This window comes from Salinactinospora qingdaonensis (assembly GCF_039539445.1).
GTDB lineage: Bacteria > Actinomycetota > Actinomycetes > Streptosporangiales > Streptosporangiaceae > Salinactinospora > Salinactinospora qingdaonensis.
In genome coordinates, this window is the sequence record NZ_BAABDD010000028.1 from 1 (window position 1) to 24,308 (window position 24,308).

A 24,308-nucleotide genomic window follows, 5' to 3' on the forward strand; every position below is an offset into this window, starting at 1 on the left:
GATGACGATGCCCGGGGTGGTCACCACCGGCGTCGCGAACCGCACCGCCTGAGCCGGAACCGGAGCCGTGGGTTGGGGTTGCTGCTCACCCGGCCGGGGGTTGCGCCACATCAGCGCTCACCCCCGATCCGAGCCCGCTTAGCGTTGGCCACCGCGCGGGCGTTGTCGGCCACCGCACGCGACTCGCCATCGCCGCGCTGGACGGCGAGGGCTTCCATCACCTCGGCTTTGATCTCGAACAGGGCGGCATCCTCGCCGGGATCGACCGGGGCCAGCAGCGGACGCTCGAAACGTTCCCGCAGCAGCTCCACAAACGCGCTCACCTCACGGGTGAGCGAGCGCTGATCTCCACAGGACATAAGCTAGACACACCTCTTCCACGAGTTTTCGCAGGACTGGGGAGAGTCAGGGGCGGCCCTACGGTGTTGCAGCACCCAGGCCGCCCCGCAGAAACACAGGGTCAGGCCGCATCCTTGGCCGCAGAGGAGGGCGCAGAGCCCTTGCGCCCCGCAGCACCGGGCGTCTTCACCCCGGCAGCGCGCAGCGAATAGGCCACCCGGGGACGACGGCCCGACTCATCGACGTAGGGCATGACCGCCATCCCCTCAAACTCCACCGGGCGAAACGGCAGCCCCGAGACCTCATCGGGCAACGTCGGACAATGCTCCGCAGCGACCTTGACCTTGACGCTCTTGGCCTTACCCCGCGCATTGGGGTCAGCGTCGATCACATCCACCGCCCACAGCGGCAACCCCGAGTCCTTATCCGTCTGGGGCCGCTTGGTCTCAAAATCGGTAATCGCCTCCACACCCAACGCAAAAGCGCCATGGGGGAACACCGTCGCGAACGCGACGGGTAGCGCGCCCTGGATTGCCATAGGAAAACTCCTCAACGTTTCAAACGCTCGACTACTCGTTCGGTCGAGTGTTTACAAAGATAGCCGACTCAACTCGTGCAGACAAGTGGTTGAGTCGGCGGTGGATGGTGGCCGTCAGGAGGCCGGGTAGCTGTCTTCGAGGTCGTGCAGGTCACCGGGGAGCACCACGTCGGCCACCGCGATGACGTTCTCAGAGGCATCCAGGATGCTGGCGATGATGCCCAGCACCGGAGTACCGGCATCCAGGCGGAGTAGCTCCCGCTCGTGTTCGGTGGCCAGACGCGCGGAGAGGCGTTCACAGATACGCGCGGGCCGCAGTTGTTTGACCGCCTGGAGATGTTCACGCACCCCGATACCGATGAGGGGAGCCTCGGCCAGATCGGTACCCGTAGCCACATCGAGCGGGAACCACAGCGTCACCAGTTCGCTGGGAGAGTCGTCATCGACGACGAGACGTTGGCGCATGATGGCCGGGGAGTTCTCCGGCAGCTTCAACGCCTCGGCGATTCCCGCCGGAGCGCTCGCGCGCCCAGTACTGGTGATGGTGTGAGTGGTGGGATTCTCCGGCGCGTCGAAGGCGCTTCCCCCTTCGTGGGAGCGCTCAGCCGACTTCTCGGGTACCCCTTTGACGAAGGAGCCCCGCCCGTGCTCACGTTCGATCCAGCCTTGCATACTCAAGATCTGCAAGGCCCGCACGACGGTACTGCGCCCCGATCCGAACTCACGCACCATGCGCGACTCCGAGGGCAACATCTCGCCCACGGGATAGGTGCCGTCCTCGATACGCGCTTGGATCGCTTGCACGATCTGGGCGTACTTGGGCGGCGTGAACTCCAGATTCGACATGAACAACCGTCCGGTGACTCTAGTACTCGTCTGGTCAAGCAGCATACGTGCGTCGCTCTGCCTTTGTCATGACGGTGCGTACCGTCCGTACAAAGACACGCTGGCGTAGGAGTATCTGCGGGGAGGACACCTGAAGCAGGGGCAGTGGCCCCCTCCCGACCCGGTTCGTAGGCCGAGGCCACTGCCCCCAAGCGCGACCGGTGGGAAGGCCGTTACCCGGGCTCCCGACCGCGCCTCCCTGTCACGTCACCGGAGGCGTACCGCTCCAGAACGTGCCGTCACGAAGATCGTTGAGCATGTCCGAGACCCACGGCTGGGACAACAGGGAGCGCCCCACCCGCGCGGGAGGGTCTTCAAGCTGACCGACGAAGGTCTCCACATCGGGCTCAACGAGGGTGGGCGCATGCGGCACGTCACGATCAACGGCTGTTGCGACCCACAGATGCTGGGTACGCCGAATCGTCCAATGGTCGCCATAGTGCGTGCGCAGCAGCTCCAACAGAGGATCGTGCCCGCCGCTCATCACAGCGCCCCCGACCCCGCCAAGGCCGGCAGGGACGCCCGGGAACGCTCCTGACGTCGCGCGCGTTCGTCGGCTTCCTGCTCACGGACACGGCGCTCATGGGCAAGGACGTAGGGCCGGACATAGGAGGGAACGGTCTCGCGCCGTCGAGCACGGCGAGGCCGCTGCAACGGTACGTGGGACTCTTCAGCCGGCGTTGACCAGGCGGCGGACGGTCGCCGCCCCGAGGGAAGGCGCCACGACACCTTCCCGCCCGTTTCAGCCCCCACGGTGCGCCCGTGAGGGGAGGAATGCAGTTGTTCCGGGGCGTCGCCGAGTCTCAGCGTCGCCCCGGGAGGTGGGGGGAGAAATCGCAGCATCCACGCCCGGAATCGGGCGATAGGGTTTCTCATGTCAGCCTGCTTTCACCAGGTTGGCCATGCCCCCGGACGCCGGCCCGCGTCGCGGGGGTCCAGAACAGGTGGACCGATCGGCGTTCCAGCCGAGCCCACAGGGGTTGGGATGACAGTCACGGATGCACGTCTTGGCGGCTCACCCCAACTCCGCCGCATGCCGTGCAGACGACGGCGCGCGCGTGCGACCTCTGCGCGGCGCCCGAACGGACGATGAGCAGTCGCCGCGAGCGGAGTGTCTTGTAACCACGCCCCCGGCAGGCCCTGCATGGCTGTTGCGCGGGTACAGCCCCGGAATCCAAGAAGCACGCCCCTTCACGACCGCGCGGTGATTCTTCGCCGCGAACGCCAACGTCAACCCGCTTGTGTCCGTCGAGAAATCGACACAGCGAACACAGCTCATATAGATGAGCCCTTCACAGGCACTCATGTATATAAGCACTGCACAACAAGAGTGGCCTACTTATATACATGAGTCAACCCGGTTGGCGAAGAATCTCGACAGGTAGCCAGCCCGGGGACGTCAGTCCGTGGCCGGGATGCGGTAGTCCAAAACGAACTGGTCAGCAGCCATGATCGTGTCGCAGACCTCAACGACCCGCCCGGTGACGGTGACAGCGTTGCGCGTCAAGTGGATGATCGGCGACCCCGGGCTGAGGGCCAGCGCGGTGGTTTCCTGCTTGGTGGCGATACGCGCCCGTACCGTCTCGGTGTACTCCAAGAACTCATGACCATGCTCTTCGAGTCTGGCGTAGATACCGCCGCCACCGGGGTTGTCCTCGAACAACTCGGGGATGTCGCGCGCCACGTCCCACGGCAGGTACGACGTCGCCTCTTCGGTCGGCGTGCCGTCACTGAAGTACAGCCGTCGCCGCGCCAGCACCTTGGCGTTCTCTTCGACCGCGAGCCGGTCTGCGATCTCCGGTGGAGCAGCCACCGGACCCACCGAGAGCACTTGCACCGTCGCCTTCACCCCGGCCTGTTCCGTCTCGGCGATGTAGGCGGCCTTGCCCGCGCGACGATGCGAACGCCGGAACCGATCCGAGGACTTCCGGCTCACCGGAGGACGCGACTTCACGAACGAGCCCTTGCCCTGATACGTCACCACCAAGCTCGCGGCACGCAGCTCAGCGACAGCCTTGCGCACCGTCCCCGAGGACACGCCGTAGCGCTCCATCAGCTCGGCTTCACTGGGCAGCTCTTCAGCAGGGGCCAACCGCCCGTTCTTGATCTGTTCTTCGAGGTCGTCAGCGATTTGCAGGTACATGGGTTTCGCCGACTTCGCCCCTGCTGTGCTCGCCATAGTCCTTCACTTCCTTCTATGCTCCTGTACATGAGTAACAATGCCCGAGATGGCCAGTCAACGCCACTGCATTCGGTATCCGTGGCCGGAGCGGTCATCCGGGAGGACGGCCGACTCTTGGCGATCCGCCGCACCGACAACGGCACCTGGGAACTCCCCGGCGGCATCCTCGAACTCGACGAGCTACCCGAGGACGGCGTACGCCGCGAGGTCTGGGAAGAAACCGGAATCCACGTCGAGGTGGACCAACTCACCGGCGTCTACAAGAACACCACCCGCGGCATCGTCGCTCTGGTCTTTCGCTGCAAACCATCCGGAGGCACCGAACGCCCCTCCGCAGAGTCCAGCGCCGTCGAATGGCTCACCCCCGACCAGATCACCCAACGCATGAACCAGGTCTACGCCATCCGACTCTTAGACGCCCTCGACACCAACACCCCCCACGTCCGCACCCACGACGGCACACACCTCATCCAGACAAAGTGACCCTGCTAGGCAACTGAAGGAGAGCACGCCCCAAGTCGCAGCGTTGCCGAATTGGGCTATGTGGGATCAAGGCGCCGGCGCTTCGCGCCGACGCACCCGCCCTGCGGGGGTGCGCCCGGGCTGCGGGCTGCCGCCCGGTCCCGAGCGCACCCCCGCAGGGCGACCAAGGACGGAAGACAAGAGGCGCCACCGATTCGCCGGCAGCGCCCATGAGGCAGAAAGGCACGCCCCACAGCGTCGAGTAGGCCCCAGCAGTGTCGCACCGTCCGCTCCCACAGGTCCCATGGTTACTCGTGTCCTGGGTCCCGTGGCACACGATCGCGCGACCCTGTCTGTCTATAGTCACCGACTCCAGCGCGATCGAGCCCCACGGACCGGAAACCGTGGTTGCTCGCTCCCATGGTTGGGCACGATGGTTGAACCCCCTTACCGAGTGCGCCACCGCTTGGGTTGCCGGGAGCGTGGGTTCGCGTGGTTGGGGGTGTGGCCCGCGTGTAGAGCGGTCCCGCCTTCGCGGAGGGGGCGGTGGGAGGGCGCGCGAGGCGATGCACATTCATTGCACACGGCCCCGGGAAACCGTGGGAAGCCGTAGGAACCGGTGAGGGGACGCGATCCAGGTCAGATGTGGTGTCCGTGGGTTCTCGCAGGGCCGCGCCCCGGTTTCGAGGTAACGGCAGGTTAGGGGTTCAAATCCCCTCGCCGGCTCTCACAGTCTCTCACCTGGGGAAAAGCTGAAGCGACAGCTGGAATCCGCAGGCTACACCGCTCTTAGAGCAGCCGCTTGACGCAGGCGGGCCGTTCCAAAGCCCTTTCCAGGTACGGCCGTGGCCTCACGTCGCTCGCCCTCCGACGTTCAGTCCTTCGTTTGCCACCTGCGCTTCCCGGGCCGCGGCGTGCCCTGCGCTGGGAGTCGGGCGCGCTAGGTCACCCTGGCTTCCGGGCCCCGCCGAGGATCGGCCGGCGGCTCGGAACACCTGACGGCCACCCTTCCTCAAAGTTCTCCAATGCCCCAAACACCACAAAAGCGGGCAACACGGTGAAATTGGGTTAGCTTTCTCCGCGTGCCCCATGTGGCCGACCGTGGGCGGTGGCGGTGGCGCCCGCCCGCTACCTTCCGTGCCTCGCGCCCTGGTATGCCATAGCGTTCTCTGTAGCGGATATCCGGAATTCGGGCATTCATTCCTCGCAGGTGACAGTCCAGACACGGACGGGTACCGGCGAAAGTGGGGGCAATTACGCGAGGAGGGGGCACGTGCGCGACGGAGATTGGGTGACGCAGACAGGGACAGAGATCCGAGGCGTCTTGAAGGTCATGGTCGATGCGGGGTGGCTGCCGGGAGGGGCGGCCGTCGTCGGCACCGACGGTATGTGGGAGTTCGTGACGGTGGGCTCGCTGGCACTGGAGTGTGGCGACGCTGTCCCGGCTCCGGACGTCCATTACGACACCGCCAGTTTGACGAAGGTCATGGCTACCTGGCCGCTCATCGGCCAAGCCATAGCAGGGGGCGCGCTCCACCTGGATGTCCCCGTCGGCGAGTACGTTCCCGGCGGCCCCTATCCCGGGGGATCGGTGACGATTCGCCAGATCCTCACGCACACCTCCCGGATGAGCCCCGTCATTTGGTTGGAGCGCTACGTCGGAACCGGCCAGGATCTGGCCGAGGCGCTTCTGTCCGAGCCGCTGGAGGAAGAGGGCTACCGCTACATCGACCACGGCTTCATCCTGCTGGGGCTCCTGTTGGAACGTGTGCTCGGCGATCCGCTGGACCACCTCGCCGCCGACCTGTGGACTTCCGTGGGCATGCCGGCGACCACCTACGGGCCGCTACCGCGCAGCCGCAACGTCGCCCCCACCGAACGTCGCATCGCCGGGGCAGCGCCCACGTGGGGCGTGGTCCACGACGAGGCAGCGGCTCTCATGGGGGGCGTCGCCGGCCACGCCGGAGTGTTCACCACCGTCACCGACCTGGGCTCCTACGCTCGCGAACTGCTGCGCATCCACGCCGGCGGCGACAGCCACGACCCCATGACCCAATACCTGCGGGAGAGTTGGCGCGGCTACGTCAACGCCGGGGATCACTGCTCGCGTGGTCTAGCGTGGCTGGTCAGCGATGACGGGGTCGTGTACCACAACGGCTACACCGGTACCAGCCTGTTCCTGCACCCGCAGACGGGCCGCTACGTCGGCCTGTTGACCAACGCCGTGCACAATGGGCGCCGCCGCCCGGGACTGCTCGACCTTAGAACGGTCGCACACGCCGCGTTCGCCGCCTAGCGGCACCCGCGCCGCGGCTACCGGGCGGCCCCACGTCACCGCGCGCGGTGGTTCAGCGGTTCCTCGGCGGACCCCTGGTCTGGCAGGTTGTAGGGGTTGGCCATACGGCGCTGCAACGTGCGCCCGCCGATCACCGCTGCTACGAGGAGGACACCGGCGAAGCCGATCCCGGCCCATAGGGTCCAGCCCGCCCCCGTGAGCCCCTCGTCCTCGTTTTGCTGGGCCAGTTCCGGGTCGAAGGCGGGCTGGTCAGCGGCGAGCTTGCCGGCGGCTTCGAGCGCGTAGCTGGCGTTGACCGTGCCTGAGGCCGTCAGCTCCAGGGGGGCGGTGTCCGGAGAGCTGGCCTGCTGAGGCTCCTTCGAGGCCACGAGGGCGTCTTTGACCTGATCCGGGCGTAGCTGAGGGTACTCCGAACGCACGAGAGCGGCCACCCCGGTCACCATGGCTGCCGCCGCATCCGTACCGCTGACATGCTCGTAGCCACCGCCGGTGGCCGTGGTGGCGATCTTTTCGGCTGGAGCGGGCAGCGAGGCGCCCACGAATGTGCTCGTGGTCCCGCTGGGCCGCATGCTCGGCCCGACAGGGCTGGCTGCGAGTACGTTCTCGTAGGCCGCCGGATAGAAGGGGGTCTCCTCCCCGCTACCGCCGGCGATGATGACAACTCCGCGGCGGTTGGCGTACTCGACGGCCTCCCGCTCTACGGCGCTGGTTTCCCCGCCGTGGCCCAGCAGCGGGATGCTGACGATCTGGGCCCCTTCCCGGACCGCCTCGCGGATGCCGTTGGCCAACCATCGCTGCTGTTCCTCAGGGCCGGCCTGGCTCGCCTCGCTAGAGCTTCCGGGGTCGGCACCGACCCTGATCGACAAGATCTCGGCGTTGGGCGCCACGCCCATGACGCCGCCGGAGTGCTCCACGCCGTGGCCGTTGGCTGCGATGATGCCCGCCATTTTGGTGCCGTGGCCGCCATAGCCGGCCTCACCGGGCCTGGCGTCTTCCCCCGTGTAGTCGGGGCCGATCTCGATATTGCCCGCCAAGTCCGGGTGAGAGTCGTCGACACCGGTGTCCAGCAGGGCGACCGTGACCCCCCACCCCTCGGTGATCTCCCATGCCTTAGGGGCGTCGACAGCTTCTAGGCCCCACTGCTGGTACCGCAAGTCCCCCGACGCTTCCGGGTCGGCCGCCGCGGAATCCACCCCTATGCCGAGAGTGAGAGCGCCGGCCATGAGAGCCGCCGCGCACGCGCCACGTGCCCTGACCATATTGGCCGTCATCAACCGCGTGGCGTGCCGGGCCATGAATCCCCTTCCAGCAAGCGTTCGGCCGAACTCCGCGAACCCGGCCTATTGGCCCTGGTCATTGTGCCACGTAACGGGTGATTGGTTACCACGGGTTCCGGGGCTCGCAGGTGCGACCCCCATGGTTTTACCCAACTGTTGCCCGATCCATCGCCCCGATTTTCGCCCGTCGAACCGGAGTCTCACGGTTAGCCCCCCGTATTTTCTCGCCATCGCCACGCCCGATAAGGCCATCCCAATTTAATGAGGTCGGTGTCACCGCTGTGTCGCCGGCGGGTAACGGAGCCGTAGTGGACTCCCGATGCCGATGGGAACAGCGCCGGGGCTCGTGCGGCAGTGGCCAGCGCCACACTTCTGCCCGCCCGCCCGTGCATAGAGGACGGTAGGCAGGCAAGGACAGCCAATTGTCACCTCTTGGCGGCGTGCCCGACCGCGGAGCTTTGCCCCGCGGCGCTGCCGGGAAATCGCTACGATGAGTCGCGCCAAATCCGGACGAGGAGGCGCTTCAATGTCGAATCCCGGGCCGTTCGGCCAGCAGCCCCCCAATACGTCGGCTGACCGTGCAACGTCCGCCGAGGAGCCCCACCTATCTGAACGCGACCAGCGGATACTCGCCTTCGAACGCCAATGGTGGAAACTCGAAGGCTCGAAGGAACAGGCCATCCGCGACCACTTTGGATTCTCGCCCACGCGCTACTATCAACTGCTCAACGGTCTCGTCGAGCGTCCGGAGGCCCTCGCCTTCGACCCCATGACCGTGAAACGTATCCGTCGTATGCGAGCCGACCGTCGGCGCCGCCGCACCGCTCGCATGCTGGGCATCCAACTCTGAGGGCGCCGCGGTATCCCGCCGGCCCCTTTCAGGCCATCAGCCGCCGACAGATGAGACCGTAGCCATGAGCCTGCCCCACCCCACCACCGACACCGGCGCAGCCGCGCTGGATCGCGTCATGGGCGACCCCCACGGCGCTGTCCTCGCCCTGGACTTCGATGGAACCCTCGCGCCGATCGTCCCCAACCCCAGCGATGCCCGTGCCCACCCCGGCGTGGTCGAGGAACTCGCGCGGCTGTCCCCTCTGCTGCGTTCCATCGTCATCGTGACCGGGCGCCCGGCCGACGTGGCCGTAGAGTACGGCAACCTCACCAAGGTCAACGGCATCGTCGTGCTTGGCCAGTACGGCAGGGAACGCTGGGAGGGCGGCCGGCTCACCGTGCCCGAGCCCCCGCCCGGCGTCGCCCTGGCTCGGGCTGAACTGCCCGAACTACTCGCCCGAGCGGACGCTCCCGAGGGCACCTCGATCGAGGACAAGCGGATCGCGCTGGCGGTGCACACCCGTCGCACCCCCGAGCCGCATGCGGCGCTCGAACTGCTGCGGGCCCCGCTCGCCGAATTGGCCGAGCGTGCCGAGCTCGCGGTCGAGCCGGGACGTATGGTCATCGAGCTGCGCCCTCACGGGATGGACAAGGGAGCGGCGCTCACCGACTTCGTCACCGACCTGTCGGCCACCTCGGTGGTCTACGCCGGAGACGATCTCGGCGACCTCGCCGCCTTTGCCGCCCTTGAACAGTTGCGCGAACGCGGCGTCGCCGGCCTCAAAGTGTGTAGCGCCGCCGGCACGGCCGAGAATGTCGCAGCGCTGGTCGAACGGGCCGATGTCGTCGTCGACGGTCCGGCCGGGGTGGCCGAGCTGCTGACCGGACTGGCCGACGCGCTACAGCAGCGTTAGGTGGCGCTGTCCTTGCCCGCGGCCCACGGCCGCGGGCCTTGCCGTGGGGTTAAGTTCTGTTTTTTGAAAAGGGCGGCGAGAAACGGCGGTGGGCACAAGCGGGTGGGCACCTCCGCCCTCGCCCCGTGGGTTGCCGAGCTCGCGAAGCGATCGAGGCAGGAGCGAACAAAGAACACCCCCGCCCCAGTCGTCCGAAAAACAACAACCTAGCCCAGTGCCCGCAACTGGTCGGTGAACCAGCGCTGTGGCGGCAGCGCCGTGGCCGCCTCCACCATGCGTTCGCACCGAGCGCGCCGTTCCTCCTGGGGCATCGTCAAGCCCTTGTGGAGGGCCTCGGTGGTCTCGCTGATGTCGTAAGGGTTGATCAGGAGCGCGTTTTTACCGAGATCGTCGGCGGCGCCGGCCTCAGTGGACAGCACCACCGCACACCCCTCAAGCGACAGCACCGGCCCTTCCTTGGCTACGAGGTTCATCCCGTCGCGGATGGGGTTGACCAGGAGCACGTCGGCGATCTGGTACGAGGCCAGCGACCGGGGGAAGTCGTCGTTGACCTCCAGGATCAACGGGGTCCAGTCGTCGGTGCCGAACTCCTCGTTGATCTCCTTGGCGAGCCGTTGCACGGCGGCGGTGTACTCCCGGTACTCCGGCACGTCGCCGCGGCTGGGGTAGGCGTAGGCCATGTGCGTCACCCGCCCCCGCCACTCCGGCCGGGTCGCCAGCAGTTCGCGGTAGGCGGCCAACCCCCGGACGATGTTCTTGGACAGTTCGGTGCGGTCGACTCGGACGATGAGCTTGCGGTCGCCCACCAGTTCGCGCAGCTCCCCACGGCGCTGGGCCACGTCGTCGGCCTCGGCACGCTCGCGCAGGAAGGCTCCGTCGGCGCCCAGCCCGTGCACTCCTACCTTGACGATCCGGCCGCCGAACTGCACCGTGCGGGCCCTGCGGTCGACGCCGGCGTGCAGGAAGCGTGCGCAGCACTCCAGGAAGGCGTCGGCCCAGCGGGAGCTGAGGAATCCCAGATGGTCGGCGCCGAGCATGCCCTCCAGCAATTCCCTGCCGACATCGGTGGGCAGCATCCGGAAGTACTCCGGTGGGGCCCAGGGGGTGTGAGAGAAATGGGCGATGCGCAGGTCGGGCCGGCGTCCGCGCACCATGCGCGGCACCAGCGCGAGGTGGTAGTCCTGCACCGCGACCTTCGCTCCCTCGCCGGCTCCGGTGACCAGCGCCTCGGCAAACGCGGCGTTGTAGGAGCGGTAGTTCTCCCACTGGTGCCGGAATGTGGCGTCGAAGCCGGGTTTGTTGGGGGTGTCGTAGAGCATGTGGTGGACGAACCACAGGGTCGAGTTGGCCACCCACGTATAGGCGTCGGCGAAGGTTTCGGGCGCGATGTCGAGCATGCGCACACGCGCGCCGCCGAGATCGAAGCCGGCTTGGTCGAGCCGCCCCTCGGGGGCTGCGGCCACGGCTTTGCGGTCGGCGTCCGACAGTGCCGCGCACACCCACAGCGTTTCGATGTCGGCGGCTACGGAGCTCAGCCCGGAGACCAGTCCGCCACCGCCGCGCCGGAAGGCCAGGGAGCCGTCGTCGGCGACCGAGAAGGACACCGGGCCTCTGTTGGACGCGACGAGGATCTGTGCCTTGTCCACCTGATCGTCCACCTCTCCCTTGGGATCCGTTGCTCCCCACTTAACTACATCGCCGCCCCGAGATGATGGCCGGGGCGATGCCGCGATTGTGACCCGTGGGGCACGTGTGCAAACCCCGCATCCCCTGCCGGCAACCGTTGCGCAGGTGGCGGTGGGCGTGATGGCCGTCACTGAGTGGAAGCGCGGCGGTGCGCTGCGGCGTCGACAGCGGCGGATGTCGCTTGTTAGCTAGCTCACCCCGGATAGAAAATCGGACACCGCGTCGGTTACAGTGACCAACGGATCTCGCGCGGCGACATGGTCGGCGATGATCTTCACAACCACATATTGCTCATCCAGAGGGGTGGAGGGACCGGCCCTGCGAAGCCCCGGCAACCATCTCGGATTACGTTTCTCGTCAGGTGCGAGGCGGCCGAGGCAGGTGCCAACTCCGGCCTGTGGTCAAGGTGGCGTACAGGAAAGATGAGGGGAGAAGCCTCGCATGGCGACGATCGCCACGGAACCGACGAGAACCGACCAGCCCACGATCCGCTCTTTCGGCCCGGCAGCCGCGCTGTCATGTCGCGAGTGTGGTGAGCGCTACGATCTCACTCCGCGCTTCGCGTGTGACTTCTGTTTCGGCCCCTTGGAGATCGCTTACGACTTCGAGGGGATCACGCGCGCCGCCATTGAGCGGGGACCCGCCAACATCTGGCGCTACGCCGGGCTGCTGCCCGTACCGGACAACGTCCGCGAGTTGCCCAACATGAACCCGGGGCTGACTCCGCTGGTCCAGGCCGACCGCCTCGCTGCTGAGCTGGGCATGCGCTCGCTTCACATCAAGGACGACTCGGGCAACCCCACACACTCCTTCAAGGACCGCGTCGTGGCTATGGCGGTCGAGGCCGCGCGCGTCTTCGGTTTCACCACGCTTTCGTGCTCCTCTACAGGCAACCTGGCCGGCGCAGTGGGGGCCGCCGCAGCGCGCGCTGGTTTCAAGTCCTGCGTGTTCATCCCGGCCGGCCTGGAGCAGGGCAAGATCGTCATGGCCGCCATCTACGGCGGGCGGGTCGTGGCCCTCGACGGCAACTACGACGACGTGAACCGTTTCTGCTCGGAGCTGATGGGCGACCCGGCCGGTGAGGACTGGGGGTTTGTCAACGTCAACCTCCGCCCCTACTACGCTGAGGGCTCGAAGTCCCTGGCCTACGAGATCGCCGAGCAGCTCGGCTGGCGGCTGCCCGATCAGGTCATCGTCCCCATCGCCTCCGGGTCCCAGCTCACCAAGATCGACAAGGGGCTGCGGGAACTGATCCAATTGGGTCTGGTCGAGGACAAGCCCTACCGGATCTTCGGGGCCCAGGCCACGGGGTGCTCCCCGGTGGCCCAGGCGTGGGAGAGCGGCTACGACGTCATTCAGCCCGTCAAGCCCGACACCATCGCCAAATCACTGGCCATCGGAAACCCCGCCGACGGTCCTTACGTCCTCGACGTGTGCCAGCGCACCGGAGGCGCTGTGGCTCACGTCAGTGACGCCGAGATCGTCGACTCCATCAACCTGCTGGCGCGTACCGAGGGGGTCTTCGCCGAGACGGCCGGCGGCGTCACGACCGGCGTGCTGCGCAAGCTCCTCTCCCAGGGCGCGCTCGACCCCGCGGCCGAGACCGTGGTCCTCAACACCGGTGACGGGCTGAAGACGCTCAACGCCGTTGAGGCGGGGGTCACCGCGACGGTTCCGCCCTCCCTCGATGCCTTCAAGGACGCTGGCCTGCTGTAACGTCCAGAACCGTCTTGGGGTCTCCGCTGCCCCCACCCGATCAGTCAAGGAGTTGAGCGCACGCAATGAGCGTCAGTGTCCGTGTCCCGACCATCCTGCGCAGCTACACCAAGGACGCCGCCGAGGTGACGGCCGAGGGCTCCTCCCTCAAGGAGGTCATCAACCACCTTGAGGCCGAATACCCCGGTATCCAGGCCCGCATCCTCGACGACAACGGCAAGATCCGCCGTTTCGTCAACGTCTATGTGGGTGACGAGGACGTTCGGTTCGCCGACGGCCTCGATACCGCCACGCCCGAGGGGTGCCAGGTGTCGGTCATCCCCGCGGTCGCCGGTGGCTGCTAGGTCACTGCGCGCGCTCGTGGCCGCCGCGTCGCCACGTCATCACCCAACGCGGCCGTAACCGCCCGGTTCCGGGCCCGTCGCCCTCGTCGACGGGCCCGGAACCGGGCTTTTTCGTTGTGCTGACCTGCGGCTGACGCTCTGGAGAAAACCGCGCTGCGACATTTGCACTCCCCATTGGAGAGTGCTAGAAAAGGGATCGTTAGCACTCAGTCATTATGAGTGCTAAATCAGGATCGAGGCGATGAGGCCGCGGTCTCCGGTGGACGGAATCCGGAACGCCGCGGTCGTCCGTCGCGGGCGTCGGCTCGTTCCTTCGCGTATCAGACGGTCCCGGGAGGACAGGAAGTCTATGGCAGCCAAACTGATCGCGTTTGACGAGGAGGCCCGGCGCGGCCTTGAGCGCGGTATGAATCAACTCGCTGACGCCGTCAAGGTGACGCTGGGCCCCAAGGGGCGCAACGTCGTTCTTGAGAAGAAGTGGGGCGCTCCCACGATTACCAACGACGGTGTCTCTATCGCCAAGGAGATCGAGCTCGAGGACCCCTGGGAGAAGATCGGGGCTGAGCTGGTCAAGGAGGTCGCTAAGAAGACCGACGACGTCGCCGGTGACGGTACCACCACGGCCACGGTCCTGGCCCAGGCCCTCGTACGTGAGGGGCTGCGCAACGTCGCCGCCGGCGCCAACCCGGTCGGCCTCAAGCGCGGCATCGAGGCCGCCGTCTCCCGCATCAGCGAGGAGCTGGCCAACCTCTCCAAGGGCATCGAGACCAAGGAGCAGATCGCCTCAACCGCTTCGATCTCGGCCGGCGACCAGCAGGTCGGCGAGATCATCGCCGACGCCATGGACAAGGTCGGCAAGGAAGGCGTCATCACCGTCGAGGAGGGCCAGACCTTCGGGCTGGAGCTGGAGCTCGCCGAGGGTATGCGCTTCGACAAGGGCTACATCTCGCCCTACTTCGCCACCGACCTGGAGCGCATGGAGACGGTGCTTGAGGACCCCTACATCCTCATCGCCAACCAGAAGATCTCCAACAACAACGAGTTCCTCCCCATCGTCGAGAAGGTCCTTCAGGCCGGCCGTCCGCTGATGGTCATCGCTGAGGACCTTGAGGGAGGCGCGCTCCAGACGCTCGTCGTCAACAAGATCCGCGGCACCTTCAAGTCGGTGGCTGTCAAGGCCCCGGGCTTTGGCGACCGTCGCAAGGCCCAACTCAGCGACATCGCCACGCTCACCGGCGGCCAGGTCATCACCGAAGAGGTGGGCCTGAAGCTGGAGAACACCGAGCTCGACATGCTCGGCCGTGCCCGCAAGGTCGTCGTCACCCGTGACGAGACCACCATCGTCGAGGGTGCCGGTGACGCCGAGGCCATCGCCGGCCGCGTCAACGAGATCCGCAACGAGATCGAGCGCACCGACTCCGACTACGACCGCGAGAAGCTCCAGGAGCGCCTGGCCCGCCTGGCCGGCGGTGTCGCGGTGATCAAGGCCGGCGCCGCCACCGAGGTTGAGCTCAAGGAGCGCAAGCACCGCATCGAGGACGCGGTGCGCAACGCCAAGGCCGCTGTCGAGGAGGGCATCCTGCCCGGCGGTGGCGTCGCCCTGCTACAGGCCGGCGTTCCGGCGTTCGAGAAGCTGGAGCTGGAGGGCGACGAGGCCATCGGCGCCGACATCGTCCGCCGCGCCATCGCCGAGCCGCTGCGCCAGATCGCGATCAACTCCGGCCTTGAGGGCGGGGTTGTCGTGGAGAAGGTCCGCGGCCTGGAGCCCGGCATCGGCCTCAACGCCGCCACGGGCGAGTACACCGACCTGGCCAACGACGGCGTCATCGACCCGACCAAGGTGACCCGCTCGGCGTTGCAAAACGCCGCTTCCATCGCCGGTCTGTTCCTGACCACCGAGTCCGTCATCGCCGAGAAGCCGGAGAAGCAGCAGGCCGCTGCCGCCGCTCCCGGCGCTGACATGGGCGGCATGGACTTCTAGTCCACCTCGCCGATACGGCAAGGGCGGTCCCGCAGCCGAGGGGCCGCCCTTTGTCATGTCGCTGTCCTCCCGGCCGAGCCGGGGCCCAGCGCGACAGTGGCAAGCTAGGGGCGCTCGGGTGACTCCGCGTCTCGGCTCACCTGTCTCATCGCCGCGCTGTCCTCCCGTCCGAACCTCTCTTCCAGTTCCTCGGGGGCGGCGTCGACGTCGATACGCTCCAGAGGCGCGCCCCGCGCGCTCTCGATCGCCCCCAGGCGGCGCAGGGCACGGTCGTTGGCGTACTTCATCAGGTCCTCGGTCGACAGATCGTGGCTGCCCTTGATGTTGGGACTGTTGGACAGGTTGACGGTAGACATCACGTGCGGCAGCAGTTCGTGGAGCCGGTCCTCGACGAGCTGCCAGTTGGCGTCGTCGGCGGCCACATGCCGCCGGCACGTGAAGGTGCCCCACGCCATGTGGCGGCGCTCGTCCTCGCTGATGCGCTTGATGATCTCGCGCATGCCGGGGAAGATGCCACGCGCGGTGCAGATGTGGTTCCAGGAGTGGTATCCGGTCAGCGCCAGCGACCCCTCGATGATGTGGTTGTAGGTGACCGAAGCCCGGATCTGGTTGGCGGGGCTGGGGTCGTCGTTGAGGGAGGACAGCGCGGCCGGCAGCTCCTCGTAGAACAAAAACCGGTAGCCGGCGTTCTTTTGGACGTAACGGTGCAGGTCAGTGTCGATGCCCAACGCATCCAGCCACATCCGAAACGCTTGGAGGTGTTTGGCCTCTTCAAACGCGAACTGGGTGAGGTACATCTCGTCGTTCAGCCGCCCTTCGGCCGCCATGGCGCGGACGAAGGGCTGGATGTCCTCGGTGACGGCTTCCTCACCCGCGACAAACACCGCGCACAGCCGCAGAATACGTTTCTGGACGGGCTCGGGGAGGCTGTGCCAGTCCTCGGCGTCGCGGCTCATGTCGATGTCGGCGGGGTTCCAGAACTTGGCGTTGCCTTTCTCGAACAGTCGCAGCGGAAAGGAGTCCCAATTCAGGCCCCCGGCTCGCAGCGAGTGGAAACCGCTGCGGCCGGTGGATGAGGTGCCGGTTGTGGTCTCGTTCTCGGGGGGTGGCGCCATTGGTTCTCATCCTCCAGTTCGGTCTGTTGGCACTATCATTCGACACTTCTCTCCGCTACGTAAATCTCGGTGTGGTCGGAGGGGTGAACTCCGTTTGTCGTGATCCGCTCGGGCCGTCGCGTCCGGCGCGAAACGGTACGGTCGGGAGGTGTCATCCACCCGGGGTCATCCGAGACCGGCTGTGGCCGCTCTGACAGCCGCGCCATCGTGGCTCCTGCTGCTGTGCGATCTGGCGCTGGCGGCTACTTACCTGTTGTTCGTGCTCACCGACTGGGGAGACAACGTGTTCTGTGGCAAGCCCAGCGGCCCCGACTACGCGGGATGCGTCGACCAGATGGCGCTGTTCGCCGTCGCTTCGCTCATCCCGGCACTGCTCGCGCTCACCCTCATGGTCTCAGCTTTCCTCGCCCCGAGCTTGCGTGAGCGCCCGGAACTGCGCACCCGGACATTGGGCTACTCTTTCATGGCCTGGCTCATCGCCGGCTTCACCTTCATCCTCGGCGGTCTGCCCTCGGTGTGAGCCCACGTGGGCGCGGCAACCGAGCGGTGCCGTGGTGCTACGCACTCACGAGCGTGCCGTTATGCGTCGCTTTCGCCGCCAAGAGCGACAGCCGGAACCAGCCGCCTCGCCCAGGCTCTCGGCGACAAGATCGTCCCTTGCTCAGGGAGAGAACCGGCGAAGACACATCTTCCCTCCGCAGCGTCGCCGAAAGTGAGGCTGTCGCCTACGGTGGTCCCTCGCCGTCAGCCGGCATGCACGACAAATCCTTCATAACTGGTTATCATATGCATGGTTTTTGTTTCGGGTTTCTTCAATCCAACGGGGAAGGGACGAGGTCGTGGTAGCCGCCAACCGAGCGCGTCCCCAAAAAACAGCGATGATCATCGCGCAGCGTATCGTCGCTGATATGAAAGCCCAGGGGCTCACCGCGGGCGACAAACTCCCCTCTGAGCGCGCCATGCTCGAGGAGTACAGCGTCGGCCGAGGAACCCTGCGGGAAGCCCTGCGCTATCTCGAACTCCAGGGGACCCTCACCCTCAAGCCGGGGCCGGGAGGCGGGCCGGTCGTAGCCAGCCCCGACGCTTCCCACCTCGCCGCCAACCTGATGCTGCTGCTACAGTTCGCTCAGGCGCCATACCGGGTCATCATGGAGGCCCGCAACGCCCTCGAACCGGTCATGGCCACCCTCGCCGCCGAGCGTATGGACGCCGACGACCTGGCCCGCCTCGGGGAGACCGTCACCAACATGCGCGACAACCTTGCGGACCGCGCGACCTTCCTAGCGGCCAACAAGGGGTTCCACGACATCATCGCCTGGTCCTCCGGCAACGCCCTCTTCGGCTACCTCGTCGACGCCATCCTCGGCATGCTCGACGGCACGGTACTCGGCATTGACTACCCCCTCCACCGCCGCGGCGCCATCCTGGAGGCTCACGAGAAGGTCTATCAAGCGCTGAGCAGCCAAGACCCCACCCTGGCGGGCGAGGCTATGCGCGACCACATCATGGAGTACACCCGCTACGCCGAGGTCAAGTACCCCGAGTTGCTCACCCAAGAAGTCTCCTGGGACCAGGTGTTGGCCTGAGCCCTTTCCGGGGCGGCGCACTCGCCCATGCGCACCGGCGGTTTCCCGACGTCGCCGTTTCGCCGCCGCTACCAGTTCGTCACGGGCACGATTCCCTCCACCCACGAGCCGGCCTGCGTCAGCACCACGAAGGAGAGGATGAACATGACCGCGAACATGACCCCCGCGGCTCCCAGGCAGTACCAGGAGTAACGGGTCAACGTCTCCGCCTCCAGGTAACGTCCCCGATCGCGCTTGTGGGCCGCACGGATCGCCAACACCATGCCCAAGACGCCGAAGATCCAGTTGAAGCAGCACAGAAACGTCAAGGCGTGCACGATCAGCGCCATGGTGGAACTGCTCGACCCCCCGCTCGGCCGATCCCGGTCATCGGCGCGCTCCTCGGCGTTCTCGCGCGCCGCGTCGTCGCGTGAGCGAGCCCGAGACGAGTCGGAACCGTGGTCGCGGGGGGAGGAGGCACCGGGGGGCAGCGAGGGGTTGCTCATAGGTCCCTATTCCTCTGTGCGGTTTGGGATATCGATGGGTGGGCGTTCTCGCCCTATCTCATCAGAGATCGGGCCCGCAGCGAGAGTGGGAATCGGGAGAGCAACACCGTCGGCGCCCGGCAGCCACTCAGCCACCGGCTCCATGGAAAACGATGCGTACCGAGCGCACGCCGCTCAGCGGCGGAATCCACTGAGTGGCGTCCTGTCCGCTGCCCAAGGCGGCCCCCGTGCAGTCGGGGCCGGAGTGGAAGGTGTAGTCGGCCACGGGCGTGGAGTCGGCGTAATAGACCATGCGCGGGGCGAACGAGTGGCACCCGCTCGCCACCGCGAGCGTTGTGTGGCCAAGACCGGGGCCCGAGTACAGCTCCAGGTGGGAATCGGCGGGCTCGGCAGCAGCGGCCGAAGGGCTCAGGGGTGTGAGCACGGCCAAAGCGGCGAGGGGCAGGGGAGTCAGAGCGCGTCGGCGCATACGGTTCCTTCGTGACGTTGTGGCTGGAGGCACAACAGCGGCAGTTCCCACTGCCGTTACGGATCGTATCTTTAATATTTCTTTTTGTGTTCATCGGATGGTTGGTAAGTGTCGGCCGGGCCCGTCACAGGAGGGGTAAATCCTTGGCAAGGTAACTGTTGAGCTGGTGTTTCGTGGGGGTGGTGAGGTGACTCGCCGGGTATTGATAGAACCGCGTTCCGTTTCGGTCGGCCTGCCGCCGCCGGAACGCGGTGGTCGCCGCAGATCGGCCGAGCCAGCCACGCGGGCCTCCCACATGGCGCGACCATCCGTCCAACGGCATTCCGGAGCCGCCGGCTCCCGTCCCACAACTCCGCAACCAGCGGCACCGGGGATGTCGTTAAGGGAGACCCGGCCGAATGCGGACCGGGTCTCCCGCCCGCGGTCGACGCAGGGAGAGCACAATCGATAAGGAGTGGCCGCTTATGGCCGGTCGTTTGGTGCCTTTTGTGCTTTTTACGGGCATGTAGCTACTCGCTTGATGAGAGCGCGGCGCATTAGCCTGAAACTGGCCCTGTGGGAAGATGGGGCCTTAGGAGGCCAAGCGAGCAAGCGCCGGTGCACGGTAGCTCGCGGGCCTCCATTCTTGGTCCGACGGCGAAAGCGATGAGGTCACACGTGCCCACCGGCAAGGTCAAGTGGTACGACAGCGAAAAGGGCTTCGGCTTTCTCACGCGCGATGACGGCGGTGAGGTGTTCGTTCACTCTTCCGCGCTGCCCGCGGGAGCCACCTCGCTGCGGCCCGGCCAGCGCGTCGAGTTCGGTGTCGTCGAAGGCCGAAAAGGCGCTCAGGCGCTCCAGTTGAAGCTGCTCGATACCCCTCGTTCCGTCTCCAAGGCGATGCGTAAGAAACCCGAAGAGATGGTCGTCATCGTCGAGGACCTCATCAAGCTCCTCGACGGCATCTCAGGCACCTATCGCAGGGGCAAGCACCCCGACCGCCGCGAAGCCGCCAAGATCGCGCAGGTACTGCGCGTGGTCGCCGACGATCTGGAGGCGTGAGCCCCAGCCTCGCCCTCCTCTCCTCCCACCAGGCAGTCCTGTGAGGCTCGCGTAACGGTCGGCTATCGATCCCCCTGATGGTCATGTCGGCACTGGTAATCAGCGAAAATGGAAATGTGAGCCGTACCCGTCGTTCGACACCAGACAAGGCATGTACCGAGGCGGTAGACCTCGCCCGAACCGCCGCCGTCGATATCGGACGTCCGGAGTGGGTTGGCGAGCACCTCTCCGCCAGCGTTGAAGGAGATCGGCTGGTCACGCACCTCTTCGAGTGCCTTGACCCCGCCTACCCCGGATGGCGTTACGCCGTGACGGTCGTGCGCGCCGCGCGCGCCAAGCGCGTCACCGTCAACGAGGCCGTGCTACTGCCCGGCTCCGATGCCCTCCTCGCCCCCGAGTGGCTGCCGTGGAAGGAACGCCTGCGCCCCGGCGACGTCGGCGTGGGCGACCTGCTGCCCAGTGCGGTGGATGACGACCGCCTGATGCCGGGCTACGCCCAGGTTCCCGCCGGCGAGGAGGACGAAGAAGGCGTCGACAAACAGATGTTTTGGGAGCTGGGGCTGGGCCGAGCCCGTGTCCTGTCCGAGAGCGGGCGCGAGGCCGCCGCCGAACGCTGGTACCAGGGACCCGCCGGACCCAACAACCCTATCGCCAACGCCGCCCCGGCCCCCTGCGCCACCTGTGGCTTCATGACACCCCTGGCCGGGGAGTTCCGCCAGATGTTCGGCGTGTGCGCCAACGAGTACGCGCCCGACGACGGCCGCGTCGTGTCCATGGACCATGGCTGCGGCGCCCACTCCGAGGCCTCCCTGCCCACGGAAGCTCCCGAACCGGCCCCGCCCGTCGTCGACGAGATGGGCTATGACCACATCGTCTTCGACGACACCAGCGAACTCGAACTCGTGACCTCCGACAGTTGACCCTGCCTCGAACCGCGTCGGCGCCGCCCACCCTGCGGGGCTACAGCGGCGGCCCGGCGTTATCCATATCGGCTTCGGCCAGCAACTCGCCCACGGTCTGCGGGTCGCGCAGCACAGCCGTCACGACGTGGCGCTTCTCCCACTGCCCCGACGCCCACGCCAGCGCCCGCGCCAACCCGTCGGTGGTGGCGGCGCGCACCGTACCCTCGGTGTAGCGCCACTCCACCGCTGTGCCGTCGACGAGCAGCTCGTCGTGGTGCAGGTAGGTGAGGAGGGCGGTGTCCAGGAACGCCCGCACCTCATCGGGGACGGGCCGTACCTCCCCGGTCGAGGCCGCGCTGCCCGTCACCGTCACGCTGCCTTCAATCTCCTCGCTGGCCAATGCCACGTCCAGCACGTCGGCCAGTGCGGCACACCGGTCGGCCGCCACGAGAATCGCAGGCCGGCCTCCCAGCAGCGGCAGCAGATCCGGCGCGTCGACCACCACCGTCTCCTCGGCGTCGGCCACCATGGTCTCTCCCGTGGCCGGGCTCACCGCCCGTACCCGCTCCGGAACGTTCACCCGCTCGGGGTCCACCTCGGCCAGCGCCCGCCACAGGTGCCGTAGCGCCTCCCGCGACACTTCCCGCCGCGGGTCGGCCATCCGTTCCAGCAGCTCATCGGGGCCGTCACGCTCGGCCAACAACTCCGACACCGTCGCACGCACCCCCAGTGCCCGCGCCAATACCGCGTCCACCCTCTCGGGCACCTCGTCGTAGAGCCCGCGCAGCTCCGCCGCCGCGTCGGGCATGCGCAGCTCCACCGGGCGCCGCCCCGCCAACAGTGCCCCGGTCCGCAGCCACCACGCCGTGTAGGAGGGCACGTCCACCGAGCGTCCGTCGCCGCGCAGCACCCGCGTGGGTTCCACGACGGCCCCGCGTGTCTGCGGCGCTGCCAGCAGCTCCAGCGCTTGCGGCCAGCGGTCCTCACGAACGAATTCCAGGTCGCGCACCCCCACCAGCTCGGGCACCACCGGCGGTACCCCGTCGCCCCCGGCCTGCTCCGCAACCTCCTCGCCCCACTCCTCGACGCCGTCCAGCGCCAGATCTTCGAGACTCTCCCGCAGCGCTGCCCCCAGCGTCACGTCCGTGCGCCGCCACAGCGTGAAGGAGCGCACCACCCCCACCGCCTCCAGCGGCTCCGCGCCGTGGCGCGCCACCACCTCGCGCGCCACGACACCGAAGGGAGCGTCCGCGACGAAAATCTCGCGCAGCGGACTGTCGGGCAACAACAACTCGCCAGCGACGGAATAGCCCCCCTCGTCGTCGGGCAGCGCCAGTTCCGCCAACCACGGCTCGTCGTCGGCCGTCACCCCCGAAACCGCGACCAGCCTTAGCACAACTTCGGCGATCGTGTCGGGGGCGTCGGCCTCCAACGAGTTCTCCACCGCGGCCCGCGTCGCCGCGTCGGTCACGATCGCCCGGTTTCCCGCCTCGACGGCCCCCAACCGCACCAGCAGCGGATCGACCGCGTGCGGATGGACCAGCCGCAGCCCCAACGGAGCGAGCTGCCGCGCCGGAGGTGTCCCGGGCCCCACCGCCTCACCCGCGGGCACAAGCAACCCGCGTGGCCCGCGCACGAGCCGGCCGTCCGCCAGCGGCACCGGCAGCGCGCCCAGCTCGGCGAGATCCCAGCCGTGCTGCCCCGCTGCGCGCAGCGCCGCGTACAGTTCCGCCCACCATCGGGGCTCCCGGTCGAGGTCAGCGAGCAGGTCGGCCAGCTCGGCAAGCCCGATGTGGCGCAGCCGCAGCCGCGCCAGCCCCGGGTGGCGGAAATTCCACTCCCCGGGCAGCACCGTCGGCAGGATCGGCGCCAGCACCTCTGTCAACTCCGGCCCGCCGGCCACGACGACCGCGTCGCGCGGACGCACCGCCACGTTGCCCGCCGTCACCAGGAAAGGGGTGTCCAGCATCGGTTCCAGCACCGCCGAGCGGAAACCGACATCGAACTCGCTGCCGCTCATACGTTCCACCGGGATGAGGTCCCAGGTCGCCCGCGCCGCGAACCGGCACAGTAGCTCACAGAAAGCGTTGGCGGCCACCTCGATCAGCGCGTCGCGGGCGGGGCCGGCGGCCACGCGCCTGCGATCGGGACTCAGCGGGAACGACCCGATCAGCAGAGCGGGCACATCGAGCTCGGTGTCGCTGGGCGTGGGCGCGTGCACCACCCGCGGCACATCCGCCGGCAATCCAGCCACCCCACCCGTCTCGTCCACTGCCACTGCCCAGGTCACCACCCAGTCCAGCCGCTCGCGTTCCTCGACAGGGCGGTCGGCCAGCATCGCCGGATCGAACCGGCCGGTGCGGGTGACCGTGCGCCACCGGGTGAGGTGTTCCTGCTCTCCTTCGCGTACCACGGTCACCAGGTCTTCGCCGTTCGTGGGCGCGGCGCCGCAACTCAAGACGCGCCGCCTTCCCTCGACGTCGATCTCGACCTCGGCCAGGTCGGGCAGCGCCAGCAGTAACGCCTGCCCCGTCTCTGCCAGGAGGTGCGTGAGGTGCGCGCGAGCGTCATCGTCGCGCAGCACCAACCGCACCACCGTGTCGTACCCCTCAGGTACCGGCTCGGCCGTCTCGAACTCGAACGGCAACCGCAGCAGCGGTACGTCACCGTCGCGCCGCTTCAACTCCGCGGCCAGCTCTGCCGCGGCCCCGCCGGCGCCGGGCAACCGCTCCTGCACCCACTCCAGCGCCCGCTCCCGGCTCCACGCCACCGCCCCCTCGCGACTGGAGACGGTGACTTCGTCGCTGAGCGGGACCACCGCCGAGAACCCCACGCCGAAACGTCCCGTGGCGGCGTCGCCGTCCACAGTGTCGGGGCGCTTGGCCGACGCCCGCAGCGTGCTCAACGACTCCACCCCTTCGCGGGTGAGCGGCGCACCGGTATTCGCGGCAGTGAACTCCCGCCCCCGCAACGCGAGGCGGAGTCGACCCCGCGTTCCCGCGCGCCGCGCGGCGTCAGCGGCGTTTTGCGCCAGCTCCACGACGACACGGTCCCGGTAGCCGCCAAGCGCGTAGTCCTCTTCGGCGTTGGCGTCCTCACGAAACCGGGCCGCGGAGGCCACCCACCCGTCGAGTACACGGCGCCGCACCTCGGCCGTCTCGAAGGGATCGACCTTTGCCTCGACCATATGGGCTCCTCCCGAGTCTGTGCGGCAACTACGCTACGCGACCGACTGCCCGCCGTCCCGCCGGCTCCCACC

At 67.5% G+C, this 24,308-nt stretch carries 22 protein-coding genes and 1 riboswitch; of the genes, 11 read left to right on the forward strand and 11 right to left on the reverse strand.

Annotation, left to right across the window (positions count from 1 at the left end):
• Window positions 1–110: 110 nt before the first annotated feature.
• The 5 genes from ABD848_RS20315 to ABD848_RS20335 all read right to left on the reverse strand — a co-directional run bounded on the left by ABD848_RS20315 (window position 111) and on the right by ABD848_RS20335 (window position 3,941).
• Window positions 111–359 (reverse strand): hypothetical protein, encoded by a 249-nt coding sequence (locus tag ABD848_RS20315; RefSeq protein ID WP_344975053.1) that lies wholly within the window; start codon window positions 357–359, stop codon window positions 111–113.
• A 101-nt stretch (window positions 360–460) separates the two neighbouring features.
• Complete coding sequence (locus tag ABD848_RS20320; RefSeq protein ID WP_344975056.1) at window positions 461–877, reverse strand: plasmid replication, integration and excision activator; 417 nt, start codon at window positions 875–877, stop codon at window positions 461–463.
• Between the two features lie 114 nt (window positions 878–991).
• A complete protein-coding gene (locus ABD848_RS20325; RefSeq protein WP_344975059.1) occupies window positions 992–1,768 on the reverse strand; it encodes a GntR family transcriptional regulator in 777 nt (258 codons plus the stop codon).
• 196 nt (window positions 1,769–1,964) lie between these two features.
• Entirely contained in the window at window positions 1,965–2,246 is a 282-nt protein-coding gene (locus tag ABD848_RS20330; RefSeq protein WP_344975062.1) for a hypothetical protein, read from the reverse strand.
• Window positions 2,247–3,161: 915 nt separating this feature from the next.
• Window positions 3,162–3,941 (reverse strand): GntR family transcriptional regulator, encoded by a 780-nt coding sequence (locus tag ABD848_RS20335; protein ID WP_344975065.1) that lies wholly within the window; start codon window positions 3,939–3,941, stop codon window positions 3,162–3,164.
• Window positions 3,942–3,971: 30 nt separating this feature from the next.
• Here ABD848_RS20335 and ABD848_RS20340 point away from each other — a divergent pair, with 30 nt between their 5' ends.
• On the forward strand, window positions 3,972–4,427 hold the full coding sequence (locus ABD848_RS20340; protein ID WP_344975068.1) for an NUDIX hydrolase: 456 nt from the start codon (window positions 3,972–3,974) through the stop codon (window positions 4,425–4,427).
• Between the two features lie 1,252 nt (window positions 4,428–5,679).
• Window positions 5,680–6,702, forward strand: a complete 1,023-nt coding sequence (locus ABD848_RS20345; protein ID WP_344975071.1) for a serine hydrolase domain-containing protein — start codon at window positions 5,680–5,682, stop codon at window positions 6,700–6,702.
• Between the two features lie 35 nt (window positions 6,703–6,737).
• Here the strand turns inward: ABD848_RS20345 and ABD848_RS20350 are convergent, their stop codons facing one another.
• Window positions 6,738–7,997: a S8 family peptidase gene (locus tag ABD848_RS20350; protein ID WP_344975074.1), complete on the reverse strand. Its 1,260-nt coding sequence runs from the start codon at window positions 7,995–7,997 to the stop codon at window positions 6,738–6,740.
• A gap of 508 nt (window positions 7,998–8,505) precedes the next feature.
• Here ABD848_RS20350 and ABD848_RS20355 point away from each other — a divergent pair.
• Both ABD848_RS20355 and otsB read left to right on the forward strand, forming a co-directional pair.
• Complete coding sequence (locus tag ABD848_RS20355; protein WP_344975077.1) at window positions 8,506–8,829, forward strand: DUF3263 domain-containing protein; 324 nt, start codon at window positions 8,506–8,508, stop codon at window positions 8,827–8,829.
• 64 nt (window positions 8,830–8,893) lie between these two features.
• Window positions 8,894–9,724, forward strand: a complete 831-nt coding sequence (otsB, locus tag ABD848_RS20360) for a trehalose-phosphatase (RefSeq protein ID WP_344975079.1) — start codon at window positions 8,894–8,896, stop codon at window positions 9,722–9,724.
• A gap of 206 nt (window positions 9,725–9,930) precedes the next feature.
• On the opposite strand, the gene ABD848_RS20365 is transcribed toward otsB, so the two are convergent.
• Window positions 9,931–11,370, reverse strand: a complete 1,440-nt coding sequence (locus ABD848_RS20365; RefSeq protein WP_344975195.1) for an alpha,alpha-trehalose-phosphate synthase (UDP-forming) — start codon at window positions 11,368–11,370, stop codon at window positions 9,931–9,933.
• A 328-nt stretch (window positions 11,371–11,698) separates the two neighbouring features.
• A riboswitch (SAM riboswitch) is annotated at window positions 11,699–11,839 on the forward strand.
• A gap of 12 nt (window positions 11,840–11,851) precedes the next feature.
• Here ABD848_RS20365 and thrC point away from each other — a divergent pair.
• From thrC to groL, 3 genes are all read left to right on the forward strand, one after another.
• Entirely contained in the window at window positions 11,852–13,126 is a 1,275-nt protein-coding gene (gene thrC, locus ABD848_RS20370) for a threonine synthase (RefSeq protein ID WP_344975082.1), read from the forward strand.
• 65 nt (window positions 13,127–13,191) lie between these two features.
• Window positions 13,192–13,470 carry a MoaD/ThiS family protein gene (locus ABD848_RS20375; RefSeq protein WP_344975085.1) on the forward strand — a complete coding sequence of 93 codons (279 nt, stop codon included), beginning with the start codon at window positions 13,192–13,194 and terminating at the stop codon, window positions 13,468–13,470.
• 349 nt (window positions 13,471–13,819) lie between these two features.
• Window positions 13,820–15,451, forward strand: coding sequence for a chaperonin GroEL (groL, locus tag ABD848_RS20380; RefSeq protein WP_344975088.1), 1,632 nt, complete (start codon window positions 13,820–13,822; stop codon window positions 15,449–15,451).
• Between the two features lie 104 nt (window positions 15,452–15,555).
• On the opposite strand, the gene ABD848_RS20385 is transcribed toward groL, so the two are convergent.
• Complete coding sequence (locus tag ABD848_RS20385; RefSeq protein ID WP_344975091.1) at window positions 15,556–16,566, reverse strand: R2-like ligand-binding oxidase; 1,011 nt, start codon at window positions 16,564–16,566, stop codon at window positions 15,556–15,558.
• A 181-nt stretch (window positions 16,567–16,747) separates the two neighbouring features.
• Here ABD848_RS20385 and ABD848_RS20390 point away from each other — a divergent pair, with 181 nt between their 5' ends.
• Complete coding sequence (locus tag ABD848_RS20390) at window positions 16,748–17,086, forward strand: hypothetical protein (RefSeq protein WP_344975094.1); 339 nt, start codon at window positions 16,748–16,750, stop codon at window positions 17,084–17,086.
• A gap of 358 nt (window positions 17,087–17,444) precedes the next feature.
• Window positions 17,445–18,152: a FadR/GntR family transcriptional regulator gene (locus ABD848_RS20395; RefSeq protein ID WP_344975097.1), complete on the forward strand. Its 708-nt coding sequence runs from the start codon at window positions 17,445–17,447 to the stop codon at window positions 18,150–18,152.
• Window positions 18,153–18,220: 68 nt separating this feature from the next.
• On the opposite strand, the gene ABD848_RS20400 is transcribed toward ABD848_RS20395, so the two are convergent.
• Complete coding sequence (locus tag ABD848_RS20400) at window positions 18,221–18,637, reverse strand: hypothetical protein (RefSeq protein ID WP_344975099.1); 417 nt, start codon at window positions 18,635–18,637, stop codon at window positions 18,221–18,223.
• Between the two features lie 127 nt (window positions 18,638–18,764).
• Entirely contained in the window at window positions 18,765–19,106 is a 342-nt protein-coding gene (locus ABD848_RS20405) for a hypothetical protein (protein ID WP_344975102.1), read from the reverse strand.
• A gap of 657 nt (window positions 19,107–19,763) precedes the next feature.
• Between ABD848_RS20405 and ABD848_RS20410 the strand changes: the two genes are divergently transcribed.
• Complete coding sequence (locus tag ABD848_RS20410; protein WP_344975105.1) at window positions 19,764–20,147, forward strand: cold-shock protein; 384 nt, start codon at window positions 19,764–19,766, stop codon at window positions 20,145–20,147.
• Window positions 20,148–20,263: 116 nt separating this feature from the next.
• The gene (locus tag ABD848_RS20415; RefSeq protein ID WP_344975108.1) at window positions 20,264–21,067 is read left to right on the forward strand and encodes a DUF3027 domain-containing protein; all 804 of its coding nucleotides are present in this window, start codon (window positions 20,264–20,266) and stop codon (window positions 21,065–21,067) included.
• A 40-nt stretch (window positions 21,068–21,107) separates the two neighbouring features.
• Here ABD848_RS20415 and ABD848_RS20420 read toward each other — a convergent pair whose 3' ends face one another.
• Window positions 21,108–24,236 carry a sacsin N-terminal ATP-binding-like domain-containing protein gene (locus tag ABD848_RS20420; RefSeq protein ID WP_344975112.1) on the reverse strand — a complete coding sequence of 1,043 codons (3,129 nt, stop codon included), beginning with the start codon at window positions 24,234–24,236 and terminating at the stop codon, window positions 21,108–21,110.
• Window positions 24,237–24,308 lie beyond the last annotated feature (72 nt).